This window comes from Paenibacillus caui, from assembly GCF_019904135.1.
In the GTDB taxonomy this organism is placed as follows: domain Bacteria; phylum Bacillota; class Bacilli; order Paenibacillales; family Paenibacillaceae; genus Fontibacillus; species Fontibacillus caui.
The window spans coordinates 41,711-60,880 of record NZ_JAIOGQ010000028.1 but is presented as its reverse complement, the minus strand read 5'-3'; the positions used below and the strand labels follow the sequence as shown (position 1 = coordinate 60,880).

Here is a 19,170-nt window from a genome sequence, read left to right as displayed (position 1 = left end):
TATTTTTCACCTGTTTGCTCGCAACCCGCATCTATCCATAACGAGAATAATCCGCTCCAAGCAAGAGCAGCTTGATTTTGACAGCGATTCTCTGGCTTCTTAACCCTTAGAACTTTTCACTGTCCAGTTTCTTTAAGAATCGTGTTTTTGTCAAGATGTTCCTTTCCTATTACCATAAATGAATTATAGCGGTCTGCTAGATTTATTTCAGTATTCGGGCTAAAATAGGGGGGATATCCTGATGATAGGACAAGGATTTGAAAGGAGCATCCAAATGTTAAAAATAGGTTCACATGTGTCCTTCTCCGATAAAGGGTTGGTCACCGCAACGAAAGAGGCGGCTTCGTATGGATCCAACACATTTATGATATATACGGGAGCTCCGCAGAATACACGGCGCAAGCCAATTGAGACCATGAATATCGAAGAAGGCAAAGCGCTGATGCAGGGAGCCGGCATCGATGAAATTGTTGTACATGCTCCTTATATTATTAATCTAGGTTCTTATAAGTCTAATATTTATCAGCTTGCCGTAGATTTCCTGCAGCAGGAAATTCACCGTACCCACGCGCTTGGAGTCACCGAAATTGTGCTGCATCCCGGAGCATTCACCGACAAAGACGCGGAATACGGCATTGAACGGATTGCTGGGGGCCTTAATGAAGTGCTGAACGGAACGAATGAGACCGAAGTGAATATCGCTTTGGAGACAATGGCCGGCAAAGGGACGGAAATGGGCCGCAGCTTTGAGGAACTGGCTCGTATTATAGATAAAGTTACGCACAACGAACGTCTTACGGTTACAATGGACACCTGTCACATTCATGATGCCGGTTACGATATCGTAAATGACCTGGACGGAGTGCTTGAGGAATTTGACCGTTACGTCGGACTGAAGCGGATACGCGTTATGCATATTAACGACAGTAAAAATCCTTCCGGTTCGCGAAAAGACCGCCATACGCCGATCGGAACGGGGTATATCGGATTTGATGCTATTCAGCGCTTTACGCAGCATGAAGCGTTGAAGGATCTTCCTTTTATTTTGGAAACGCCTTGGGTTGGAAAGGATGTTAAAACACAGCGCCCGATGTATGAGGCCGAAATCGCGCTTTTGCGCGGCAATGTAGCGGGGCGTTTTGGGGAGTCCTTTCTAAATGACATAGAGATATTGAAATCCTTCTTTATGAAACAGGACATTCAGGCGCGTTCTTTTGTGCTGAGTACATGGGACATGCTTAAGAACGATGCTAAAGCCAAAAAAGCCAATCCTCGGGAGCCGCTTGAGCGTCTGTATGATTTGGTGAACGAGGCGGAAATTTTCCCTGAATTGAGTGAAGAAGCTATCAATCAGCGTTTGATTGTTTGGCTTGCAGGGAAGTAATCAGACAACAGACTAAATGTAATTTCGCGAAATCGAGAGGGGTCAGTCATAATGAGGAATATGGACAAGCATTTCAAGATGGGAGGACAAAACGGCTCGCAAAATGACGAGAATCGGGCCAGAATGCTGATTTCATGTCCGGATGGGCCGGGTATTGTTGCCGCAGTATCGCGGTTTTTGTTCGAGCATGGAGCGAATATCGTGCAGTCGGATCAGTATACGATGAATCCGGAAGGCGGCATGTTCTTCATGCGGATTGAATTTGATCTCCAGCAGCTTCAGGACAAGCTTGGCGACCTTGAGCGGGATTTTGAAAAGGTGGCGGAAAGCTTCAGCATGGAATGGTCCATTCATCCCATCAGCCGCAAGAAGAAGCTCGCTATTTTTGTATCCAAAGAGGATCATTGCCTTGTTGAACTGCTGTGGCAGTGGCAGGCCGGCGATCTCGATGCTGAAATTGCCATGGTGATCAGCAATCACCCGGATATGAAGGAGTATGTCGAATCTTTCGGTATTCCTTACCACCATATCCCGGTTACGCCTGAGACAAAGAGCCAAGCGGAGCAGCGGCAGCTTGAGCTTGTAAACGGACAAGTCGATCTGATTATTCTGGCCAGATATATGCAGATTGTAAGCCCGGCGCTGATTCATCCGTACCGCAATCGTCTCATTAACATTCACCACTCCTTTCTGCCGGCCTTTGTGGGAGGCAAGCCCTATGCGCAGGCTTATGACCGAGGCGTGAAAATCATTGGAGCAACCGCCCATTATGTCACCGAAGAGCTGGACGGAGGTCCGATTATTGAACAGGACGTTCAGCGCGTCAGCCATCGCGACAATGTCGCGGAGCTGAAACGGATCGGCCGTACCATCGAACGCGTCGTTCTGGCCCGGGCCGTGAAATGGCATATTGAAGACCGGATTCTGGTCCACAACAACAAAACGGTAGTTTTTGGATGATTTGACATTTTTCCTTTATCGTATATAAGTGCGAAGCCCGCGGGTAATGTATGGAAAGCAGTGCTTTGTGGGCAAAGTTGATAACGTAATGGATCCAAACCGGGCAAGCGAAAGATGTAGAAAAGAGGTTTGGAAATGTGATACAATATCTGCGGACATAAAAAGTCATTTTGACTTTTTCGAAATGATGGTATCAATACAACCTAACATATTCCTTGAAAGGAATAGAGGAGGAAAGAATTCATGAGTTCAATTACACAGAACAAAGAAATCGAAGCCTTGTCGATTACAACGATCCGTACTCTCGCGATCGATGCTATTGAGAAAGCAAAATCAGGTCATCCCGGCATGCCGATGGGCTCCGCGCCAATGGGCTACCAGCTTTTTGCCAAAACGATGAAACACAATCCGGAAAATCCGACCTGGGTCAACCGCGACCGTTTTGTGCTGTCCGCAGGGCATGGCTCCATGCTTCTGTACGGCCTGCTTCACCTCAGCGGTTATGATCTTTCACTGGACGACATCAAGCAGTTCCGTCAATGGGGAAGCAAAACGCCGGGCCACCCGGAATTCGGTCATACGGCAGGCGTTGACGCAACAACAGGTCCGCTTGGTCAAGGCATTTCGATGGCTGTCGGTATGGCCATGGCTGAACAACAGCTGGCAGCAACCTACAACAAAGACAACCATAAAATTATAGACCATTATACGTTCGGCATTTGCGGCGACGGCGACTTGATGGAAGGCGTTTCGTCTGAAGCGGCATCGCTTGCGGGTCATCTGAAGCTTGGCAAACTGATTTTCCTCTATGACTCCAACGATATTTCGCTTGACGGCGAACTGAACCTGAGCTTCTCCGAGAATGTAAGACAGCGTTTCGAAGCTTACGGCTGGCAAACGCTGCTCGTTAAAGACGGCAACGATATGAACGCCCTTGCTGCAGCGATTGAAGAAGCCAAGAAAGATACGGATCATCCGACCCTGATCGAAGTGAAGACGGTCATCGGCTACGGCAGTCCGAACAAGCAGGGTAAAGGCGGCCACGGCGGTACTCATGGTTCTCCGCTTGGACCTGAAGAAGCAAAGCTGACCAAAGAATTTTACAAGTGGGTTTATGAAGAAGATTTCTATGTTCCTGAGGAAGTGCGTGCTCATTTTGCTGAGGTGAAACAGCAAGGCATCGGGGCCAACAAAGAATGGAACGAGAAGTTTGCGAAATACAAAGCGGAATTCCCGGAGCTTGCAGCACAGTTCGAAGTGGCTGTCTCCGGCGACCTTCCTGAAGGCTGGGACAAAGATCTGCCGAAATACAGCTCCCAGGACAAAGCGGTATCCACTCGCGTGGCTTCCGGCAATGCGTTAAACGGTTTGGCTCCGAATGTGCCTAACCTTGTCGGCGGTTCTGCCGACCTGGAAAGCTCCACGATGACCCATCTGAAAGGTCTGACCAATTACAAGCCAGGCAGCTATGACGGCCGCAACATTTATTTTGGCGTTCGTGAATTTGGCATGGCTGCGGCTATGAACGGTATCGCCCTTCACAGCGGTCTGAAAGTATTCGGCGGCACCTTCTTCGTATTTACGGACTACTTGCGTCCGGCTGTCCGTCTGGCCAGCATTATGAAGCTGCCTGTTACTTACGTGCTGACTCATGACAGTATTGCAGTCGGTGAAGACGGTCCTACGCACGAGCCGATCGAGCAGCTTGCTTCCCTGCGCATCATTCCGGGTCTGACCGTGATTCGTCCTGCGGACGGCAACGAAACTTCCGCGGCATGGGCTTATGCGGTAGAGAACAAATCCAACCCGGTAGCACTGGTGCTAACACGCCAAAATCTGCCGATCCTGGAGAAGACGGCAGAGCTGGCGCGCGAAGGCGTCAAACGCGGCGGTTACGTAGTATCCGACGCTAAGGACGGCAAACCGGTGGCGCAACTCATCGCGACAGGCTCCGAAGTGCAGCTTGCCGTTAAAGCGCAAGCGAAGCTGGCTGAAGAAGGCATTCAAGTGCGCGTTGTCAGCCTGCCAAGCTGGGATCTCTTCGATAAGCAGGATCAGGCTTATAAGGATTCCGTCATCCTGCCTGACGTTAAGGCGCGCGTAGCCGTTGAAATGGCGCATCCGTTCGGCTGGGAGCGTTTTGTCGGCGAAAGCGGCAAAATCCTCGGAATCAATACGTTTGGCGCATCCGCACCTGGCGACAAGGTGATCGAAGAATATGGCTTCACGGTCGAAAATGTAGTGAAGCTCGTTAAAGAACAGCTGTAATTTTAACCGAAGCCACAGGCGCTGTGGGCCTTGCCCGCAGCGCCTAATTTATAGGTATTCTGGCCTGCCGTAAAGTCGGCCTCTATGAACAAGGAACTACACCATACCATAATTCATTAATGAAGAAGAGCGGGGGAACAAGAGTCATGTCTCAGCTGCAAAATGTAACGGTCGATAAAAAAGCCAATGTGTATTTTGAAGGGAAGGTTACCAGCAGAACGGTCTGGCTGCCTGACGGCAGCAGAGTGACGCTTGGCATCATGCTTCCGGGCGAATACGAGTTCGGGACGGATGCGGAAGAAACGATGGAGATTCTGGCCGGCGATTTGAAGGTGCTGCTGCCGGGTGAGACCGAGTGGAAGGAAATTAACGGGGCAAGCACATTTTTCGTCCCTGCGAAAAGCTCCTTCAAGCTTGAGGTGCGCAGTGTAACGGACTACTTGTGCTCTTACGGAGCATAGCATTGTTTTAGATAAAATAAACGTGCAGAAGGGCCGTATCGTATATGATACGGCCCTTCTGCCATAATCGCTTCACGTTATCAAAAGGTCGACTAATTCAGCTTTTCTCCGCCGATTTTCTGTCCGATCCACTGCTCGTACACCTTCACGACAGAAGACAAATCCTCGTCGCCGAAGCCCTGCGTCTGGCCCGACTGAAACAACGTTTTAGTCAAATTCAGCATTGGAGACGGGATGGAGGCGCCGTCGGTCAGGGAAGAAGCGAGCTTGAGATCCTTCAGCATAAGAGACAGCGAGAACTGATTATCGAAGTTGTGCTCGATAATTTTCCGGCCTTTGAGCTCGGCCGCTTTGCTGCCTGCCGATCCCAGCTGCACCAGCTCCAAAAACGCATCGACAGGAAGGCCTGATTTGGAGGCGATGGCAAAGCCTTCGATCAGGGCCAGATTGTTGATGCCGACGATTGTATTGTGCGCAAGCTTGGCGACGGAGCCTGTCCCGTTCTCGCCCATATGCAGCACTTTTTTGCCAAGAGTATCAAAAATATCCTGCTGCGCTTCCACAGTCTCGGCAGGTCCGCCAACCATAAAGACAAGCGTGCCGTCAATTGCCGCCGGCTTGCTGCCCGTGACCGGAGCATCCAGGAACGTCCCGCCGAGCTCCTCCACCTGACCAGCCAGCTTCTTGGAAAAAGCCGGAGAAATGGTGCTGGAGTCGATCACGGTCGTTCCTTTGCCGATCCCTGCCAGCAGACCATCCGGACCCTCATAAACAGCGGAAATCGAAGCGTCGTCGCTTACCATGGTAATGACAACATCCTGCCCTTTCGCAGCTTCGCGGGGAGTAGCGGCAATAGAGGCGCCTTCTTCGGCCAGGGGAGCTGCCTTGGAGGCGGTACGGTTATATACAGCTGTCTTATAGCCTTTCTTAATCAGATTGGAAACCATGGGCGCTCCCATGGTGCCAAGCCCGATAAATCCGATCTTTTTCATATGGTTCTCCTCCCAAACGATATTTTAATATTTTCTATATTTTAGCACGATGGTCATGTTCATGTATAATGTGCCCTTGTTTTCACCCCTATTTTACAGTATTCTAGGTTTAAGTTGTTCCGTTTTGAACAAGCCGTGTCACTATATCACTATACAAGTTAACGGAGGCGTTATCGTAATGTCTAAACAAGTTAGTTTCGATTACAGCAAAGCCCTTTCGTTCGTGAATCAGCATGAAGTGGACTACTTCGCTGAACCGATTCGTCTGGCGCATGAGCAATTACATAATGGAACCGGCGCAGGGTCGGATTTCCTGGGTTGGATTGATCTTCCAACAGCCTACGACAAGGAAGAGTTTGCCCGCATCCAGCAGGCTGCCAAGAAGATTCAAGGCGATTCCGAAGTGCTGATCGTCATCGGCATCGGCGGTTCCTATCTGGGGGCGCGCGCAGCGATTGAAGCTTTGCAGCATTCCTTCTATAACCTGCTGCCGAAGGACAAACGCAAGACGCCGGAAATTTACTTCGCCGGCAACAACATCAGCTCCACTTACGTGAGCCATTTGCTGGAACTGATTGAAGGCAAGGACTTTTCCGTTAATGTCATTTCGAAATCCGGCACGACAACCGAGCCTGCCATTGCATTCCGTATTTTCCGCGCGGCGCTTGAGAAGAAATACGGCAAGGAAGAAGCCCGCAAACGGATTTACGCGACAACCGACCGCGAGAGAGGCGCTTTGAAGAAGCTTGCGAACGAAGAAGGCTACGAAACCTTCGTTATTCCGGACGATGTGGGCGGACGCTATTCCGTTCTGACTGCCGTCGGCCTCTTGCCTATCGCGACAGCCGGCATCGACATCGAAGAGATCATGAAGGGCGCTGCCGATGCGGCCAAGGAATACAGCAATCCTAACGTAGCCGAGAACGGTGCGTATCAATATGCGGCTGTCCGCAACGCCTTGTACCGCAAAGGGAAAGTAACGGAAATTCTCGTTAACTATGAGCCTTCCCTGCACTACGTTTCCGAATGGTGGAAGCAGCTGTACGGTGAAAGCGAAGGCAAGGATTACAAAGGTATTTATCCGGCTTCCGTCGATTTCTCGACAGATCTTCACTCCATGGGCCAATTCATCCAGGAAGGCAACCGGAACATCTTCGAAACCGTCATCCAGGTGGAAGAAGTGAAAAGCCATATCACGATTGAAGAAGATCCGGCGGACCTTGACGGGCTCAACTTCCTGACAGGGAAGACGATGGACTTTGTCAACAAAAAGGCGTTCCAGGGCACGCTGCTGGCACATACCGACGGACAGGTTCCTAACCTGATTGTGAATGTCAAGGATATGACTCCTTATTCGTTCGGATATCTCGTATATTTCTTTGAAAAAGCATGCGGCATCAGCGGTTATCTGTCCGGTGTCAATCCGTTTGACCAGCCTGGCGTTGAAGCATACAAGAAGAACATGTTCGCCCTTCTTGGCAAGCCGGGTTACGAGAAAGAAAAGGCAGAGCTGGAAGCCAGACTTTCCGAGTAATTTGGGAGCACGTTTCGGAGCACATGTAAGAAATTAGCCCCGTTATATGGGGAGAATGCCAATGGAGCAGTTCGCCGCTTTTTTTCAGGCAGGCCGAACTGCTTCTTGGTACATAAGGATTTTGCAAGGTCCGGGCAGCGGGGCTGAAATCGAATTTTGCGAAATCTTGACACAAAAGGATGGTTTGAGCATATGTTGGATACATACAAAACGGTGCGAGGACCGGGCAGTAAAGAAATTGTCATCAAGAAGTCGAGATTTATCGGCCATATTATGCCGGTAAAGGATGAAGCGGAAGCGGTCGCCTTTATTGAAGACATCAAGAAGAAGCATTGGAATGCAACTCACAACTGTTCGGCCTATATGATTGGTGAACGAGACGAAATCCAGAAGCAGTCAGACGACGGAGAACCAAGCGGGACAGCCGGCAAACCGATATTGGAAGTCATTCGTAACCAGGGACTTAAAAATGTGGCTATTGTCGTTACCCGTTATTTTGGAGGTATTTTGCTCGGGGCCGGTGGCCTCATCCGCGCTTATACCGACGGGGCGGTCGCTGCGATTGAATGGGGAGATCCCATTACACGTATACTCCATCGCGAATTTGTTGTAGAATTAGATTATACATGGCTGGGAAAAGTAGAGAATGAGCTGAGAGGTCGAGGTATCCGAATGGGACCTACGGAATTTACGGATAAAGTCACATTGCTTTGTCTGCCGCTCGATCGGGAAGCAGAGGAGTTTCAAGCATGGATGACGGATCTGACACAAGGACAATCCGAAATTACCGAAGGAGAAAGGATCTATTTTATCGAAGGAGAATAGGATATGGCCAGAAGAGCAGTAGAGCATGAATTGTCGAGAGAGAGGATAATGGATGCCGCAAGGCATTTGTTTATTACGAAAGGCTACAGGGCGATTTCGATGCGCAGCATCGGGCAGCATTTGGGCTACAGCCACGGTTCTTTGTATTATCATTTCAAAGAGAAAGCCGAATTGTTCTATGCAATTGTCGTTCAGGACTTTCATCATGTTGCCATGCTGTTTGAGCAGGTGATGAACCGCCCGCCTGTAGAAGGTTTGACGCGGGTTGAACAGCTTATGCTCGAATTCATCAAGTTTGGGCTTGATCATCCTCATCAGTATGAAATCATGTTTATGCTGCGGGATGAGGAAATTTTGGCTTACTGCCGGACCGAGCAAACAAAGTGCTATGAACGTTTTGCTTCGATTGTCCGCAAATATTTGAAGGAAGAGCAGCATCCGCAAGAAAACAACTTGTCACTTCCGCTCAGCATGTTCCTCGGTTTACATGGTTTCATTTCATACTACATTCAAGGTCGGGTAAGTTTCGATGAAATTATGCCGTCTGCAATTGCCCATGTCAAATTTTTAAGCAATGCAAATGCCGTGAAGTAGGGCGTTTTTATTTTTAGGATGATGCTTTATTGCATTACACTATCATAACTAAAACTCTTTAAAACGTTGAAATAATAGTGCGAAGTTTAGATTTTGTAGAAGTAGAATTTATAAAGTAAAATAAGACAAAAAAGGTGTCAAATATGTTTGACACCTTTTTTGTCTTATTTTATCATATAGGTGTAAAGATTATTTTACACCTTACGTAGAGGTGGCAGATGGAATGGAAAATAGAATTAAGGAATACAGAGAAAAAAATAATCTCTCACAAGGCAAATTAGCAGAACTATGTAATGTAAGCAGGCAAACGATTAACGCTATCGAGAACAACAAATATGATCCAAGTTTACAGTTAGCATTTGATATTGCCAAAAAGTTAGGGACGACAATGGAGGATTTATTTATACATTTCGAGAATGGAGGAAAAAGGAATGAATAATACAAAAAAAGCCATTGCTGTATTAACCTTTGTCGTTTTTTGTACGTTGGTTGGATGGACTCTATACAGATGGGTGAGATTTGAGACTATAGATGGAAGTTCGATATTCTTTAGTTTTCTTGCCTTATCCTATTTTTTAAATTGGCTTAATTGGGGGGACCATGAAGGCGGTGGAAAGAAAGACGAATTAGACAGGCATATTGAAACTCAGAGTGCAAAGATCGGGTATTTTGTGTTAATGATTTTGGCGGGGTTAATTCTGTTCATTTCTGAAGGTGTAACGAATTTGAATGATATTAAGAATTTTCCTTTGCTTATTGTGGTCGGACTTACATTTGTTACCCTTCCGATTACAGAGTTTATATATTCAAAGAGATATAAATAATTTCATCAAAAACGGTCAAGAATGGAAGTTGACGGACATATTTTAGTTTGGTAAAGTAGCTTTAAATCATAGTATATTGATAAGATTAATTTATAAATCGATGGCTTTATAGAAAGGGTGAGTTCTGGGATGCATGTCGAAGTACAGCATTTGGATAAGCACTTCGGTGACTTTCATGCCGTAAAGGATGTAAATTTCAGTATTGAAAAAGGAAAGCTGATTGGTCTGCTCGGACCGAGCGGCGGCGGAAAAACCTCCATTTTGCGCATGCTGGCCGGTCTGGAGCAGCCGGACAGCGGAGATATTCTGTTCCACGGCGAGCGTGTCAACCGGCTTTCTCCACAAGATCGCGGCATCGGATTTGTATTCCAGAGCTATGCCCTGTTTAAGCATATGACGGTTTTTGACAATATTGCGTTTGGACTGAAAATAAAGAAAAGCCCCAAAGCGGAAATCAGAGACAGGGTGATGGAGCTGGTTGAGCTGACAGGTCTTAAAGGATTTGAAAAGCGTTACCCTCACCAGCTGTCGGGCGGTCAGCGCCAGCGTGTTGCTTTTGCCCGGGCGCTGGCTCCCTATCCGCAGCTGCTGCTGCTTGACGAACCTTTTGCGGCCATTGACGCCAAAATCCGTCAGGAGCTGCGGACCTGGCTGCGCGAACTGATCGAAGAGGTAGGGATTACCTCCATTTTCGTCACGCACGACCAGGAAGAGGCGATCGAGGTCGCGGATGAAATTATGATCATTAACCAAGGCCGTCTGGAGCAGAAGGGAACCCCTTGGGAGATCTACAATCAGCCGAGCACGCCTTTTGTCGCCACATTTGTGGGTGAATCGACTCTGGTGGAGGACGCTCATGAACTCAAAGGGTTCGAAGAAGCGGGCAAGCCAGGGACGAAGGCGTTGATCCGTCCGGAATATATTGAAGCGGGCCGGGAGAACGAGTTCAGATTGCTGTCCGCAACGGAATCCGGAACAATTAAGCATATCCATTTCCGGGGAAGCGAATGGCTTGTCGAGGTGGAAGTAAAAGGCCGCAGGCTGGCCACCTACCGGTCGCTGGAAAAAGAAACGCTGAAGCCTGGTGATCCCGTTCGCGTCTTGATACACCGGGCCTATCTATTTGGGGACGAGGAGAGCAGGGTCGTCGAGAACCGGTTGAAGAATGACCCGCTGCCTGTCATTATTTAAACCTAAGGAAGACGGAATCCCGGCCATTTTGGGCCCGGTTTCTGCCGAAGCATTCGGCAGGACCGGGCTTTTTGCGCGGGAAATGTTGATAGAAGGCGTTTTCTTTTGCTATGGTGAAAAGTAGATTACCAAGAAGAGGAGTGCAGAAGCGCCATGGGAAATACGGATCAATTGTGGTTTTGGGGAACAGGAGATGCGATGGGGGTACCCAGAGTTTACTGCAAATGCTCTGTCTGTGAGGAGGCCAGGAAGGAAGGGCTGAACCGCCGTTTGCGTTCATCGGTATATGTTAGTGGAGAGCAGGGAGAATTCCTGATCGATTGCGGTCCGGATTGGCGGACCCAGATGGAGCGGGCCAGACTGACCTTTATCCAGCATATCGTAATTACACACGCGCACTTCGATCATATCGGCGGACTGCCTGAATGGGCAGATGCTTGCCGCTGGCTGGAACGAAAAGGAAGCTTATATGCTCCGCAGGAAGTCATTGACACCATTCTCCGGCAGTTCCCTTGGCTGGAAAGAAACGCCCACCTTCACCCGCTGGATCAAGGCGTTAAGCTGGCCGGCTGGGAGATTCGGGGCTGGAAGGTCAATCACGGGAAGAACGGCTATGCTTACGCCTACCGCCTTGCGAAGCCGGGCTTCGCCTGGGTCTATTGTTCGGACTCCATCGCACTCACTCCCCAGCAGAAGCAGCCTCTCTTTGCAGCTGACTTGCTTGTGCTGGGGACAAGCTTTTACAAAGAACATGCCGAATTCTCGACCCGGTCCGTCTATGACATGACGGAAGCGCTGGAACTGATTCGGGAAGTGCAGCCTGGAGCAACGATTTTCACACATATGTCCCATGACATCGACATCAAGAAGGAATACGGGCTGCCCGCCGGAGTGCAGATCGCAGTACCGGGAATGAAAGCGGCTTTGTCTCAGGAAGCTTAAATAGAACAATCCCTCCCGGATGGACTAAGGGCCCACGAAGGAGGGATTGTTTTCAGTTCGGAAGTATTTTGTCAAACTGTCTTATTCCTGGCCGAGAATAAATTTGTCGATGACCTGCTTCACGCCGTCCTCGTTATTCGAAGCGGTAACGTAGCCGGCGATTTCCTTGAGCGGAGCGATTGCATTGCCCATGGCTACGCCAAGGCCTGCGGCTTCCAGCATTTCATGGTCGTTCCAGGAGTCCCCGATGGCAATCGTTTCGGACATTTCGCAGCCGAAATGCTTGGCGAGAAACTCGAGGGCTATACCTTTGGTGCCTTCCTTATGCATAATTTCGAGAAAATGAGGTTTTGATTTCGTAATGTGAACGCCGTCTCCAAGCAACTCCCGCAGAACCGGAGCGATTTCGTCCAGATAGTCAGGCTCGTCAATAATGAGAAACTTGGGGGTTGGGAGGGCAATCATTTTTTCAAAGTCTGGCTCAATATAATATCTGGTTTTATTCAGACCCACGTAATCGATCAGCTTCTGATTCTCTTCGCGGGCGTAAAGCTTGTCATCGACATAGGTTTGCAGATGCAGGTTGTGCTCTATGCAGTATTGGTACAGCTTTTTGGCCGCATCCAGGGGAACGTAGCGTTCGTAAAGAACCTTTTCATCCAGCAGGTTTTTAACCAAAGCTCCCTGGTAAGTAATAATCGGAACATTAAGCCCGGTTTGGCGGGCAATTGCCTGCGCGGAAGCGTAAGCCCGGCCGGTCGCCAAGGTGACGACAACGCCGGCAGCAACAGCTTTCTCCAAAGCCTCCTGTACGCCAGGGGTAACCTCCTTGTCATCATTAATGAGCGTGTCGTCGATATCGATAGCCATCAGTTTGTACATCGGTTTCTCTCCTTTTGTGGCTCGCAGGGCAGCAGCAGGCTGCCTACGAACTTGTCTCTTGTAATTTGGTTGAACGCGGGGACTGCCTGGACGTCTCCCCCGGATTCAGCTCGGACAGAAGTATTCCCGCCAAAATGGACGCGCAGCCGAGCAGCGCAATCCAGCCGAGCTGTTCACCCGCGAAAATAACGCCGGTTGCGGCGGCAAATACAGGCTCCATCGCAAATATAACGGCCACTCTGGCAGGAGTCGTGTGCTGCTGCGCAACTGTCTGGATCCAGAAGGCGAATGCGCTCGTAGGGCCGATTGAAATGAGCAGCGCGTAAAACACCTTAGGAAGCAGAATCGTGTGGGTGAGTTCACCGGCAGAGCCTGTGGCTTCAAAAGCAAGCGAGGCAGCGAGGCTGAAGAGCCCGGTGGCGCCAAGCTGCAGGGCAGCCAAAGGCAATGCGGGATAACGCGGCGCAAATACGCCGGTAAAGCCGATATGCAGGGCAAATGCGATGGCGCACAGCAGGATGAGGGCGTCCCCTTTACCCAGCGACATGCCGCCGCTGCTGAAGGTCAGCAAGTACAAGCCTGCTGCGGCAAGCGCGGCGCTGATCCAAATGGATTTGGACAGTTTGCTGCGAAACAGGAACATCGACAGGAACGGCACAAGGATGACGGACAATCCGGTGATAAACCCGGCATTTGAAGTCGTCGTATACAAAAGTCCCATCGTCTGGAGGCCATAGCCCGCAAACAGCAGCAGTCCAAGCAGCAGTCCGTGCCCGGCCATCCGCCAGCTGATGTTCAGCCACTGTTTCCGGTAAAAGAGCGTGATGATCATGGCAAGCAGGACTGAAGCGCCGATAAAGCGTACAGCATTGAACATAAGCGGCGGAAGCGCATGAACGGCGTGCTGAACGATGAGAAACGTACACCCCCACATCAAGGCGACGGCCAGCAGACTTAGATCTGCAAGTCGTGAACGGTTCATGCTATTCTTCCAGAAAAACGAGACCGATAAAGTCGTCCGTTTCCAGATTGCCGAAGTAATGCTTCAGATCGGTTTCCGCCAGCCCGCTTCGAACCGCTGTTTCTTCATATCGTACACCGCGCAGCCGGTTTTCGATATCGGCTACGTCACCTACCCCGAAGAAGTCGCCGTAAATTTTGATTTCCTGGATATGACCGTCTTTGATATCCATCCGCAGATCAATGATGCCAACCGGGAATTTGCGGGCGTGCTTCACATTGCATTCCGGAGAAAGGCCATAGTTCCAATCCCAGTGTTTGTAGCGGTTGTTGGAGATCTCATGGATTTTGGCCCAGTCCTGCTCCTTCAGCTCATAGCGGGGAACGGCGTTTGGCTCCATCGCGAAAATATAACGGAGGAGCTCGCTGCGGAACTCTTCAATAGTGATTTTCTTGTCCATAAAATCAATGATATTGGCTACGCGGCTGCGAACCGACTTGGTGCTCTTGGATTTGAATTTTTCCGGATTGACATTCAGGGCTGCCTGGACGTGATCCAGATTCAAATTAAACATCAGCGTGCCGTGGCTGAACATGCGGCCTCTTGTGGAAAATTGGGCGTTGCCGGAAATTTTTTGCTCTCCGACCTGGAGGTCGTTACGTCCGGTGAGCTCGGCGTTGACGCCAAACTGCTTCAGAGCTTCCACCACCGGTTGGGTAAACTTGCGGAAGTTATGGAAGGACTCTCCGTCGTCTTTCGTAATAAAGCTGAAATTCAGGTTGCCTAAATCGTGATAGACGGCCCCGCCCCCGGATAAACGGCGTACGACCTGAATGCCATGCTCCTTGACATATTCGGCGTTGATTTCTTCAATCGTGTTCTGATGCTTGCCGATGATGATGGACGGAGCGTTGATGTAGAACAGCAGATAAGTCTCATCCACAGGCAGATGTCTTAACGCATATTCTTCAATGGCAAGGTTGATCGAGGCATCCGTGATGCCCTGATTATCAATAAACAGCATAATATAAATGCCCTCCCGTGCGACAAAAGTTTGATGATTGGCTCGCCCTTAACTATTGTAAACCAAACGAGCAGGAAACCAAAGAAGATGCTGAAGAATGACGAAAATTACCCGGGCAATATTGACGAAAAAAGTCGGAGTAAGCCATAATGGGGGCACATCCCGACGGGAACGCCAGTTCAGCCAGGCGCATAATTTGGGGGCCGGTGCAGGTGGAATCACAGAAGGATACATATTAATTCAGGAACAAATATGAATAGAGGAGCTTTTTTGCATGCTTGAAAAATACGGCCATGGCGGCGATATCGAAACCGCCGCGAAACGGTATGGGCTTCCGCCCAAATCCTTTCTGGATTTCAGCGCAAACATTAACCCGCTCGGTCCACCTCCGGGTCTGCTTGCTCTGCTAAAAGAAGAGCTGGGCAGCATCATCCGCTATCCCGATCCCGGGCACCGGGCAATGAAAGAGCTGCTGGGCAGCCGGCTGCATGTGCGGACCGGCCAGCTCATCATCGGAAACGGGGCAGCCGAAGTGATGGCGCTCGCTCTGCTTGCGCTTGCGCCGCGTTTGGTGGGCATTGTGGAGCCGTGCTTTTCGGAGTATGCCGAATTGTCGCGCAAGTTTGGCGCTGCGGTAATGTCGGTGAGGGGGAATCCGGAGAATAATTACAAGGCAGCGGAGGAAGACATTGCTTCGTTGATGCAAAAGGTGGACGTCCTGTTCCTTGGACAGCCTAACAACCCGAACGGCGTGCAGTATCCCGCGGGTGAGCTGGTCCGCTTAGCGGAAGCGGCGGAGCGCTGCCAAACGCATCTGATTGTGGACGAAGCCTTTATAGACTTTATTCCAAAGCAGCAGCGGCAGAGCCTGCTTTCGGACCTGGAGCGCTATCGGCATGTGCTGCTGATCCGCTCTATGACAAAATTTTACGCTATTCCTGGACTCAGACTGGGCTACGGCATAGGCCATCCTGAGCTGATTCAGTCCCTTGCGAATAAGCAGGTGACCTGGAGCGTCAACGGACTGGCGTTGTTGGCGGGCGAATTTTGCCTCGGCAGGCATGAAGCGTACGAGGAGGAGACAATCAGGCTGATTGCCGGGCAGCGTGATTTGCTGCGGCAGGGCTTGGCGAGTCTTGGCTGCTTCGTTTGCCTTGGTGAAGCCAATTTTCTGCTGGTGAGACTGCCGGAGCATCAAACGGTCGCAGCCGTGCAGGACGCTCTGGGCCGAAGGGGCGTGCTTGTCCGCAGCTGCGCCATGTATCCGGGACTCACCGAGCGCGATATCCGGGTTGCCGTTAAAGATGCCGCAGCGAACGGCCGGCTGCTGCATGACATGAAGGCGGTTCTTGAGGAGGAATGTTAGGTGACAAGGCCATTTGAGAAACAAGTTATAAAGGCATACGCGTCCGAGGTTTGGCCGGGCCTGGAAGTGACGAGGGGTGAGCGGCATCTTGCGCTGCATTTCCCGGAGCTGACCGAAGCGGTCGGCAGCGCCGTATTTGGCGGGGGGATGGTCCGGATCCGTACAATGGTCAACATTTACGTGGACAAGTTCTACCGGTGCGACGATCCGGAGCGAGACATCCGGGAGCTGCTGGACGCATGGGGATATCCGCTGGAGACGACGGCGGGGCTGCTGACCGCCGTGAAGATGGACCGCGCCTCGATTTTTGAAGAGCAGGATGAGTGCGCCGGCGTGCTGTGCTGCGTGACGGCCGGGGTCGGGAACGGGGCGAAGGCGGGCGTGAGGCGGACGACGTTCCCGGCCGATTATGTGCCGGGAACGATCAACATCATGCTCGCCGTGAACGGGCGCCTGACGCCTGCGGCGATGGTGAACGCTCTGATGACGGCGACGGAGGCGAAGGCCGCCGCATTGGCCGATCTCGGGATCCGTGATCCCGAGACCGGAGGAGTCGCGACGGGCACGACGACCGATGCCGTCATGCTCGCCGTGAGCCAGAGCCGCGCCGGCGGGCCGCTGCACAAATATGCGGGCACGGCGACCGACCTCGGCGGCCGGATTGGCCGCCTTGTCTACGCCGCGGTGACGGAATCGCTCGCCGATAGGAGCGAGCGGACATGATCGCGGCGTGGTGGATCATCCCCGCCGCCTACATCCTCGACCGGCTCATCGGCGATCCCCGCTGGCTTCCCCATCCCGTCATCGGGATGGGGAAGGCCATCCGCGGGATCGAGGCCGCGATTCGCCGGCGGGTGCCCGCGCGCCGCTTCAAGGCCGCGGGCATGCTGCTGCCGCTGAGCGTCGCCGGCGGCGCGTTCCTGCTGACCTGGGCCGCCGTATGGCTGCTGGCCCAGGTCAGCCCTTGGCTGTCGGCGGCGGCGCAGGTGGCGCTGATCGCGACGACGATCGCCGCCAAAGGGCTGCGCGACGCCGGCATGCAGGTCTGCGCGGACCTGAAGCGCGGCGACCTGAACGCCGCGCGCCGCTCGCTCGGCATGATCGTCGGCCGCGATACGGCGCACCTTGAGCCCCCGGAAATCGCCCGCGGGGCCGTCGAGACCGTCGCCGAAAATATTGTCGACGCGGTCGTCTCGCCCCTGTTCTATGCGCTCATCGGGGGCGCGCCGCTCGCGATGGCGTACCGGGCCGTCAATACGCTCGATTCCATGGTCGGCTACAAAAACGAGAAATACATGGATCTCGGCTGGGCCTCCGCCCGGCTTGACGATGCAGCCAATTATATTCCGGCGCGGCTGACCGTGCTGCTTCTGGTCTGCGCCGCATGGCTGCAAAGCCATAGCGCCAAACGGGCGTGGCGGATGGTACGGAGGGATGCGAAGCTGCATCCGAGCCCGAACAGCGGCTACCCCGAATCGGCGGTTGCGGGAGCGCTTGGCATCCGCCTGGGCGGGGAGAACGTTTACCATGGCGTCAAGTCGTTCCGGGCCTATATGGGAGAGAAGACCCGGGAAACCGAAGCGGACGACATTGAAAGAGCTTCGCGCCTGCTGCTTGGGGTTTCTTCGGGCTTCGCGGCGCTATGCGGGCTCGGATTATACCTGTTTGGAACCGGCCTATGGTGGAGTTAAAGGGGACGGGTCATTTCAGCGGTAAAGCGAGGCGATTTTAAGATATGAACAGAAACGGGACGGTGCTGGAGCTCGTCTTGGTCCGCCACGGCATGACCAGGTGGAACGCGGAGCGGCGCTATCTGGGGCATAGCGATATCGGCCTTCTGCCGGAAGCTTGCACAGGGCTGGCCAGGCTTAAAGCTGAGCTGGCTTATGAAACGTTTGACGCCGTATATTGCAGCGACCTTGTCCGCTGCCGGGAAACGCTGCTCTGCATCCGCCCCGACCTTGCGGAGGCTGCCGCTTATGACAGCCGGCTGCGCGAAATGAATTTCGGCGGCTGGGAAGGCTGCACTTACGAAATGCTGCGGCATAACCCGGATTACCGGGCCTGGATTGATGATCCCAAGCAGACGACCCCGCCGGGCGGGGAGAGCTGGGACATGTTCGAAGGCCGGGTCAAATCATATATGCTTGATTTGAGGCGCAAGGCCAGGGCGTTTGCCGGAGAATATGCGGCACGGTATCCCGCCAAACACGGCGGAAACGCCGAACAGGCCGAACACGCTGAACAAGTGGAATACGCCGAACACGCCGGGCATGCAATAAAGCCGGGACCGGAGCCGGACTTGGAGCTGGCACGGGACAAGCCGGATTCCGTACAAGATGACGTCTCCTTTCGGGCGCTCATTGTCACCCATGGAGGCGTCATCCGTCTGCTGAAATCTTTGTATGCTGGAGGGCTTCCGTTTCGGGAGCAGACGGCAGAACCGGGAAAATGCGAACGGCTGCGCGTATTGTGCTGACCGGGCGACTTGCGCTATTTTTCTTTAGCGCTTTACACGGGTTATCTATTTTGGGTTGTAAGGCGGCTCTTTTTCCCCTATAATCCAATAGAGAATATTTGAACTGAGAAGCGAATACTTATAATCTTTGCAGGTCCCGTAAGCTCTTGATCAGAGAGTGTACGGGTTAATAGGGAAGCCGGTGCAATACCGGCGCGGTCCCGCCACTGTAACCGGAAGGCAAAGCCCGGGGTTAAACGCCACTTCTTCGCGAAATAGCGAAGTGGGAAGGCAGGGCATTTGCCGGTTGAACCGGAAGCCAGGAGACCTGCCTGCAGGGAACAAGATACGGTCCTTCGAGGAAAGGATTGCGTTCTGCCGGAAAAGAAGCTGTGCTCCGTGGCAAGCTGCCGTTCGTCGTTCTGAAAGAAACGGCCAGTGATTCCAAGGATCAACTCTGCTTTTGTGTAGACGTAAAGCCCCTCCTTGGATGGAGGGGCTTTT

The 19,170-nt window shown here is 51.9% G+C and carries 19 protein-coding genes and 1 riboswitch; of the genes, 15 read left to right on the top strand and 4 right to left on the bottom strand.

Translation table 11 applies throughout. From position 1 onward, the window contains the following. Positions 1–274 precede the first annotated feature (274 nt). The 4 genes from K7397_RS16315 (at position 275) to ppnP (ending at position 5,073) form a co-directional block, all read left to right on the top strand. Entirely contained in the window at positions 275–1,384 is a 1,110-nt protein-coding gene (locus K7397_RS16315; RefSeq protein ID WP_223068997.1) for a deoxyribonuclease IV, read from the top strand. A 60-nt stretch (positions 1,385–1,444) separates the two neighbouring features. Next, positions 1,445–2,344 (top strand): formyltetrahydrofolate deformylase, encoded by a 900-nt coding sequence (gene purU, locus K7397_RS16310; RefSeq protein ID WP_223069002.1) that lies wholly within the window; start codon positions 1,445–1,447, stop codon positions 2,342–2,344. 243 nt (positions 2,345–2,587) lie between these two features. Next, positions 2,588–4,612 carry a transketolase gene (gene tkt / locus K7397_RS16305; RefSeq protein WP_223068996.1) on the top strand — a complete coding sequence of 675 codons (2,025 nt, stop codon included), beginning with the start codon at positions 2,588–2,590 and terminating at the stop codon, positions 4,610–4,612. Between the two features lie 146 nt (positions 4,613–4,758). Beyond that, the gene (gene ppnP, locus K7397_RS16300; protein ID WP_223068995.1) at positions 4,759–5,073 is read left to right on the top strand and encodes a pyrimidine/purine nucleoside phosphorylase; all 315 of its coding nucleotides are present in this window, start codon (positions 4,759–4,761) and stop codon (positions 5,071–5,073) included. A 92-nt stretch (positions 5,074–5,165) separates the two neighbouring features. Here ppnP and K7397_RS16295 read toward each other — a convergent pair whose 3' ends face one another. Continuing rightward, complete coding sequence (locus K7397_RS16295) at positions 5,166–6,065, bottom strand: NAD(P)-dependent oxidoreductase (protein ID WP_223068994.1); 900 nt, start codon at positions 6,063–6,065, stop codon at positions 5,166–5,168. A 178-nt stretch (positions 6,066–6,243) separates the two neighbouring features. Here K7397_RS16295 and K7397_RS16290 point away from each other — a divergent pair, with 178 nt between their 5' ends. The 7 genes from K7397_RS16290 (at position 6,244) to K7397_RS16260 (ending at position 11,975) form a co-directional block, all read left to right on the top strand. Continuing rightward, positions 6,244–7,599 carry a glucose-6-phosphate isomerase gene (locus K7397_RS16290; protein WP_223068993.1) on the top strand — a complete coding sequence of 452 codons (1,356 nt, stop codon included), beginning with the start codon at positions 6,244–6,246 and terminating at the stop codon, positions 7,597–7,599. A 192-nt stretch (positions 7,600–7,791) separates the two neighbouring features. After that, positions 7,792–8,424, top strand: coding sequence for a YigZ family protein (locus K7397_RS16285; RefSeq protein WP_223068992.1), 633 nt, complete (start codon positions 7,792–7,794; stop codon positions 8,422–8,424). Positions 8,425–8,427: 3 nt separating this feature from the next. Beyond that, positions 8,428–9,018, top strand: a complete 591-nt coding sequence (locus K7397_RS16280; RefSeq protein ID WP_223068991.1) for a TetR/AcrR family transcriptional regulator — start codon at positions 8,428–8,430, stop codon at positions 9,016–9,018. A 223-nt stretch (positions 9,019–9,241) separates the two neighbouring features. Next, positions 9,242–9,457, top strand: a complete 216-nt coding sequence (locus tag K7397_RS16275) for a helix-turn-helix transcriptional regulator (RefSeq protein WP_223068990.1) — start codon at positions 9,242–9,244, stop codon at positions 9,455–9,457. Beyond that, positions 9,450–9,842: a DUF2178 domain-containing protein gene (locus K7397_RS16270; RefSeq protein WP_223068989.1), complete on the top strand. Its 393-nt coding sequence runs from the start codon at positions 9,450–9,452 to the stop codon at positions 9,840–9,842. Before K7397_RS16275 ends, K7397_RS16270 begins: the two co-directional genes overlap by 8 nt. 129 nt (positions 9,843–9,971) lie before the next feature. Next, positions 9,972–11,033, top strand: a complete 1,062-nt coding sequence (locus K7397_RS16265) for a sulfate/molybdate ABC transporter ATP-binding protein (protein ID WP_223068988.1) — start codon at positions 9,972–9,974, stop codon at positions 11,031–11,033. Between the two features lie 153 nt (positions 11,034–11,186). Further along, the gene (locus tag K7397_RS16260) at positions 11,187–11,975 is read left to right on the top strand and encodes an MBL fold metallo-hydrolase (protein ID WP_237690980.1); all 789 of its coding nucleotides are present in this window, start codon (positions 11,187–11,189) and stop codon (positions 11,973–11,975) included. An 81-nt stretch (positions 11,976–12,056) separates the two neighbouring features. Here K7397_RS16260 and K7397_RS16255 read toward each other — a convergent pair whose 3' ends face one another. From K7397_RS16255 to K7397_RS16245, 3 genes are read right to left on the bottom strand one after another with little or no spacing between them, the layout of a single operon-like run. Beyond that, complete coding sequence (locus K7397_RS16255) at positions 12,057–12,857, bottom strand: Cof-type HAD-IIB family hydrolase (RefSeq protein WP_223068987.1); 801 nt, start codon at positions 12,855–12,857, stop codon at positions 12,057–12,059. A gap of 43 nt (positions 12,858–12,900) precedes the next feature. Then, the gene (locus K7397_RS16250) at positions 12,901–13,839 is read right to left on the bottom strand and encodes a DMT family transporter (protein ID WP_223068986.1); all 939 of its coding nucleotides are present in this window, start codon (positions 13,837–13,839) and stop codon (positions 12,901–12,903) included. A gap of 1 nt (position 13,840) precedes the next feature. Then, positions 13,841–14,842: a lipoate--protein ligase gene (locus K7397_RS16245; protein WP_223068985.1), complete on the bottom strand. Its 1,002-nt coding sequence runs from the start codon at positions 14,840–14,842 to the stop codon at positions 13,841–13,843. 274 nt (positions 14,843–15,116) lie between these two features. On the opposite strand from K7397_RS16245, the gene cobD reads away from it, so the two are divergent. The 4 genes from cobD to K7397_RS16225 are packed head-to-tail and all read left to right on the top strand — an operon-like array spanning position 15,117 to position 18,687. Next, on the top strand, positions 15,117–16,208 hold the full coding sequence (cobD, locus tag K7397_RS16240; RefSeq protein WP_223068984.1) for a threonine-phosphate decarboxylase CobD: 1,092 nt from the start codon (positions 15,117–15,119) through the stop codon (positions 16,206–16,208). Next, the gene (locus K7397_RS16235; RefSeq protein ID WP_223068983.1) at positions 16,209–16,931 is read left to right on the top strand and encodes an adenosylcobinamide amidohydrolase; all 723 of its coding nucleotides are present in this window, start codon (positions 16,209–16,211) and stop codon (positions 16,929–16,931) included. Beyond that, a complete protein-coding gene (gene cbiB / locus K7397_RS16230) occupies positions 16,928–17,899 on the top strand; it encodes an adenosylcobinamide-phosphate synthase CbiB (protein ID WP_223068982.1) in 972 nt (323 codons plus the stop codon). The genes K7397_RS16235 and cbiB overlap by 4 nt, the downstream gene beginning before the upstream one ends. A 44-nt stretch (positions 17,900–17,943) precedes the next feature. Beyond that, entirely contained in the window at positions 17,944–18,687 is a 744-nt protein-coding gene (locus K7397_RS16225) for a histidine phosphatase family protein (protein ID WP_223068981.1), read from the top strand. 114 nt (positions 18,688–18,801) lie between these two features. Further along, positions 18,802–19,016, top strand: a riboswitch (cobalamin riboswitch). Positions 19,017–19,170 lie beyond the last annotated feature (154 nt).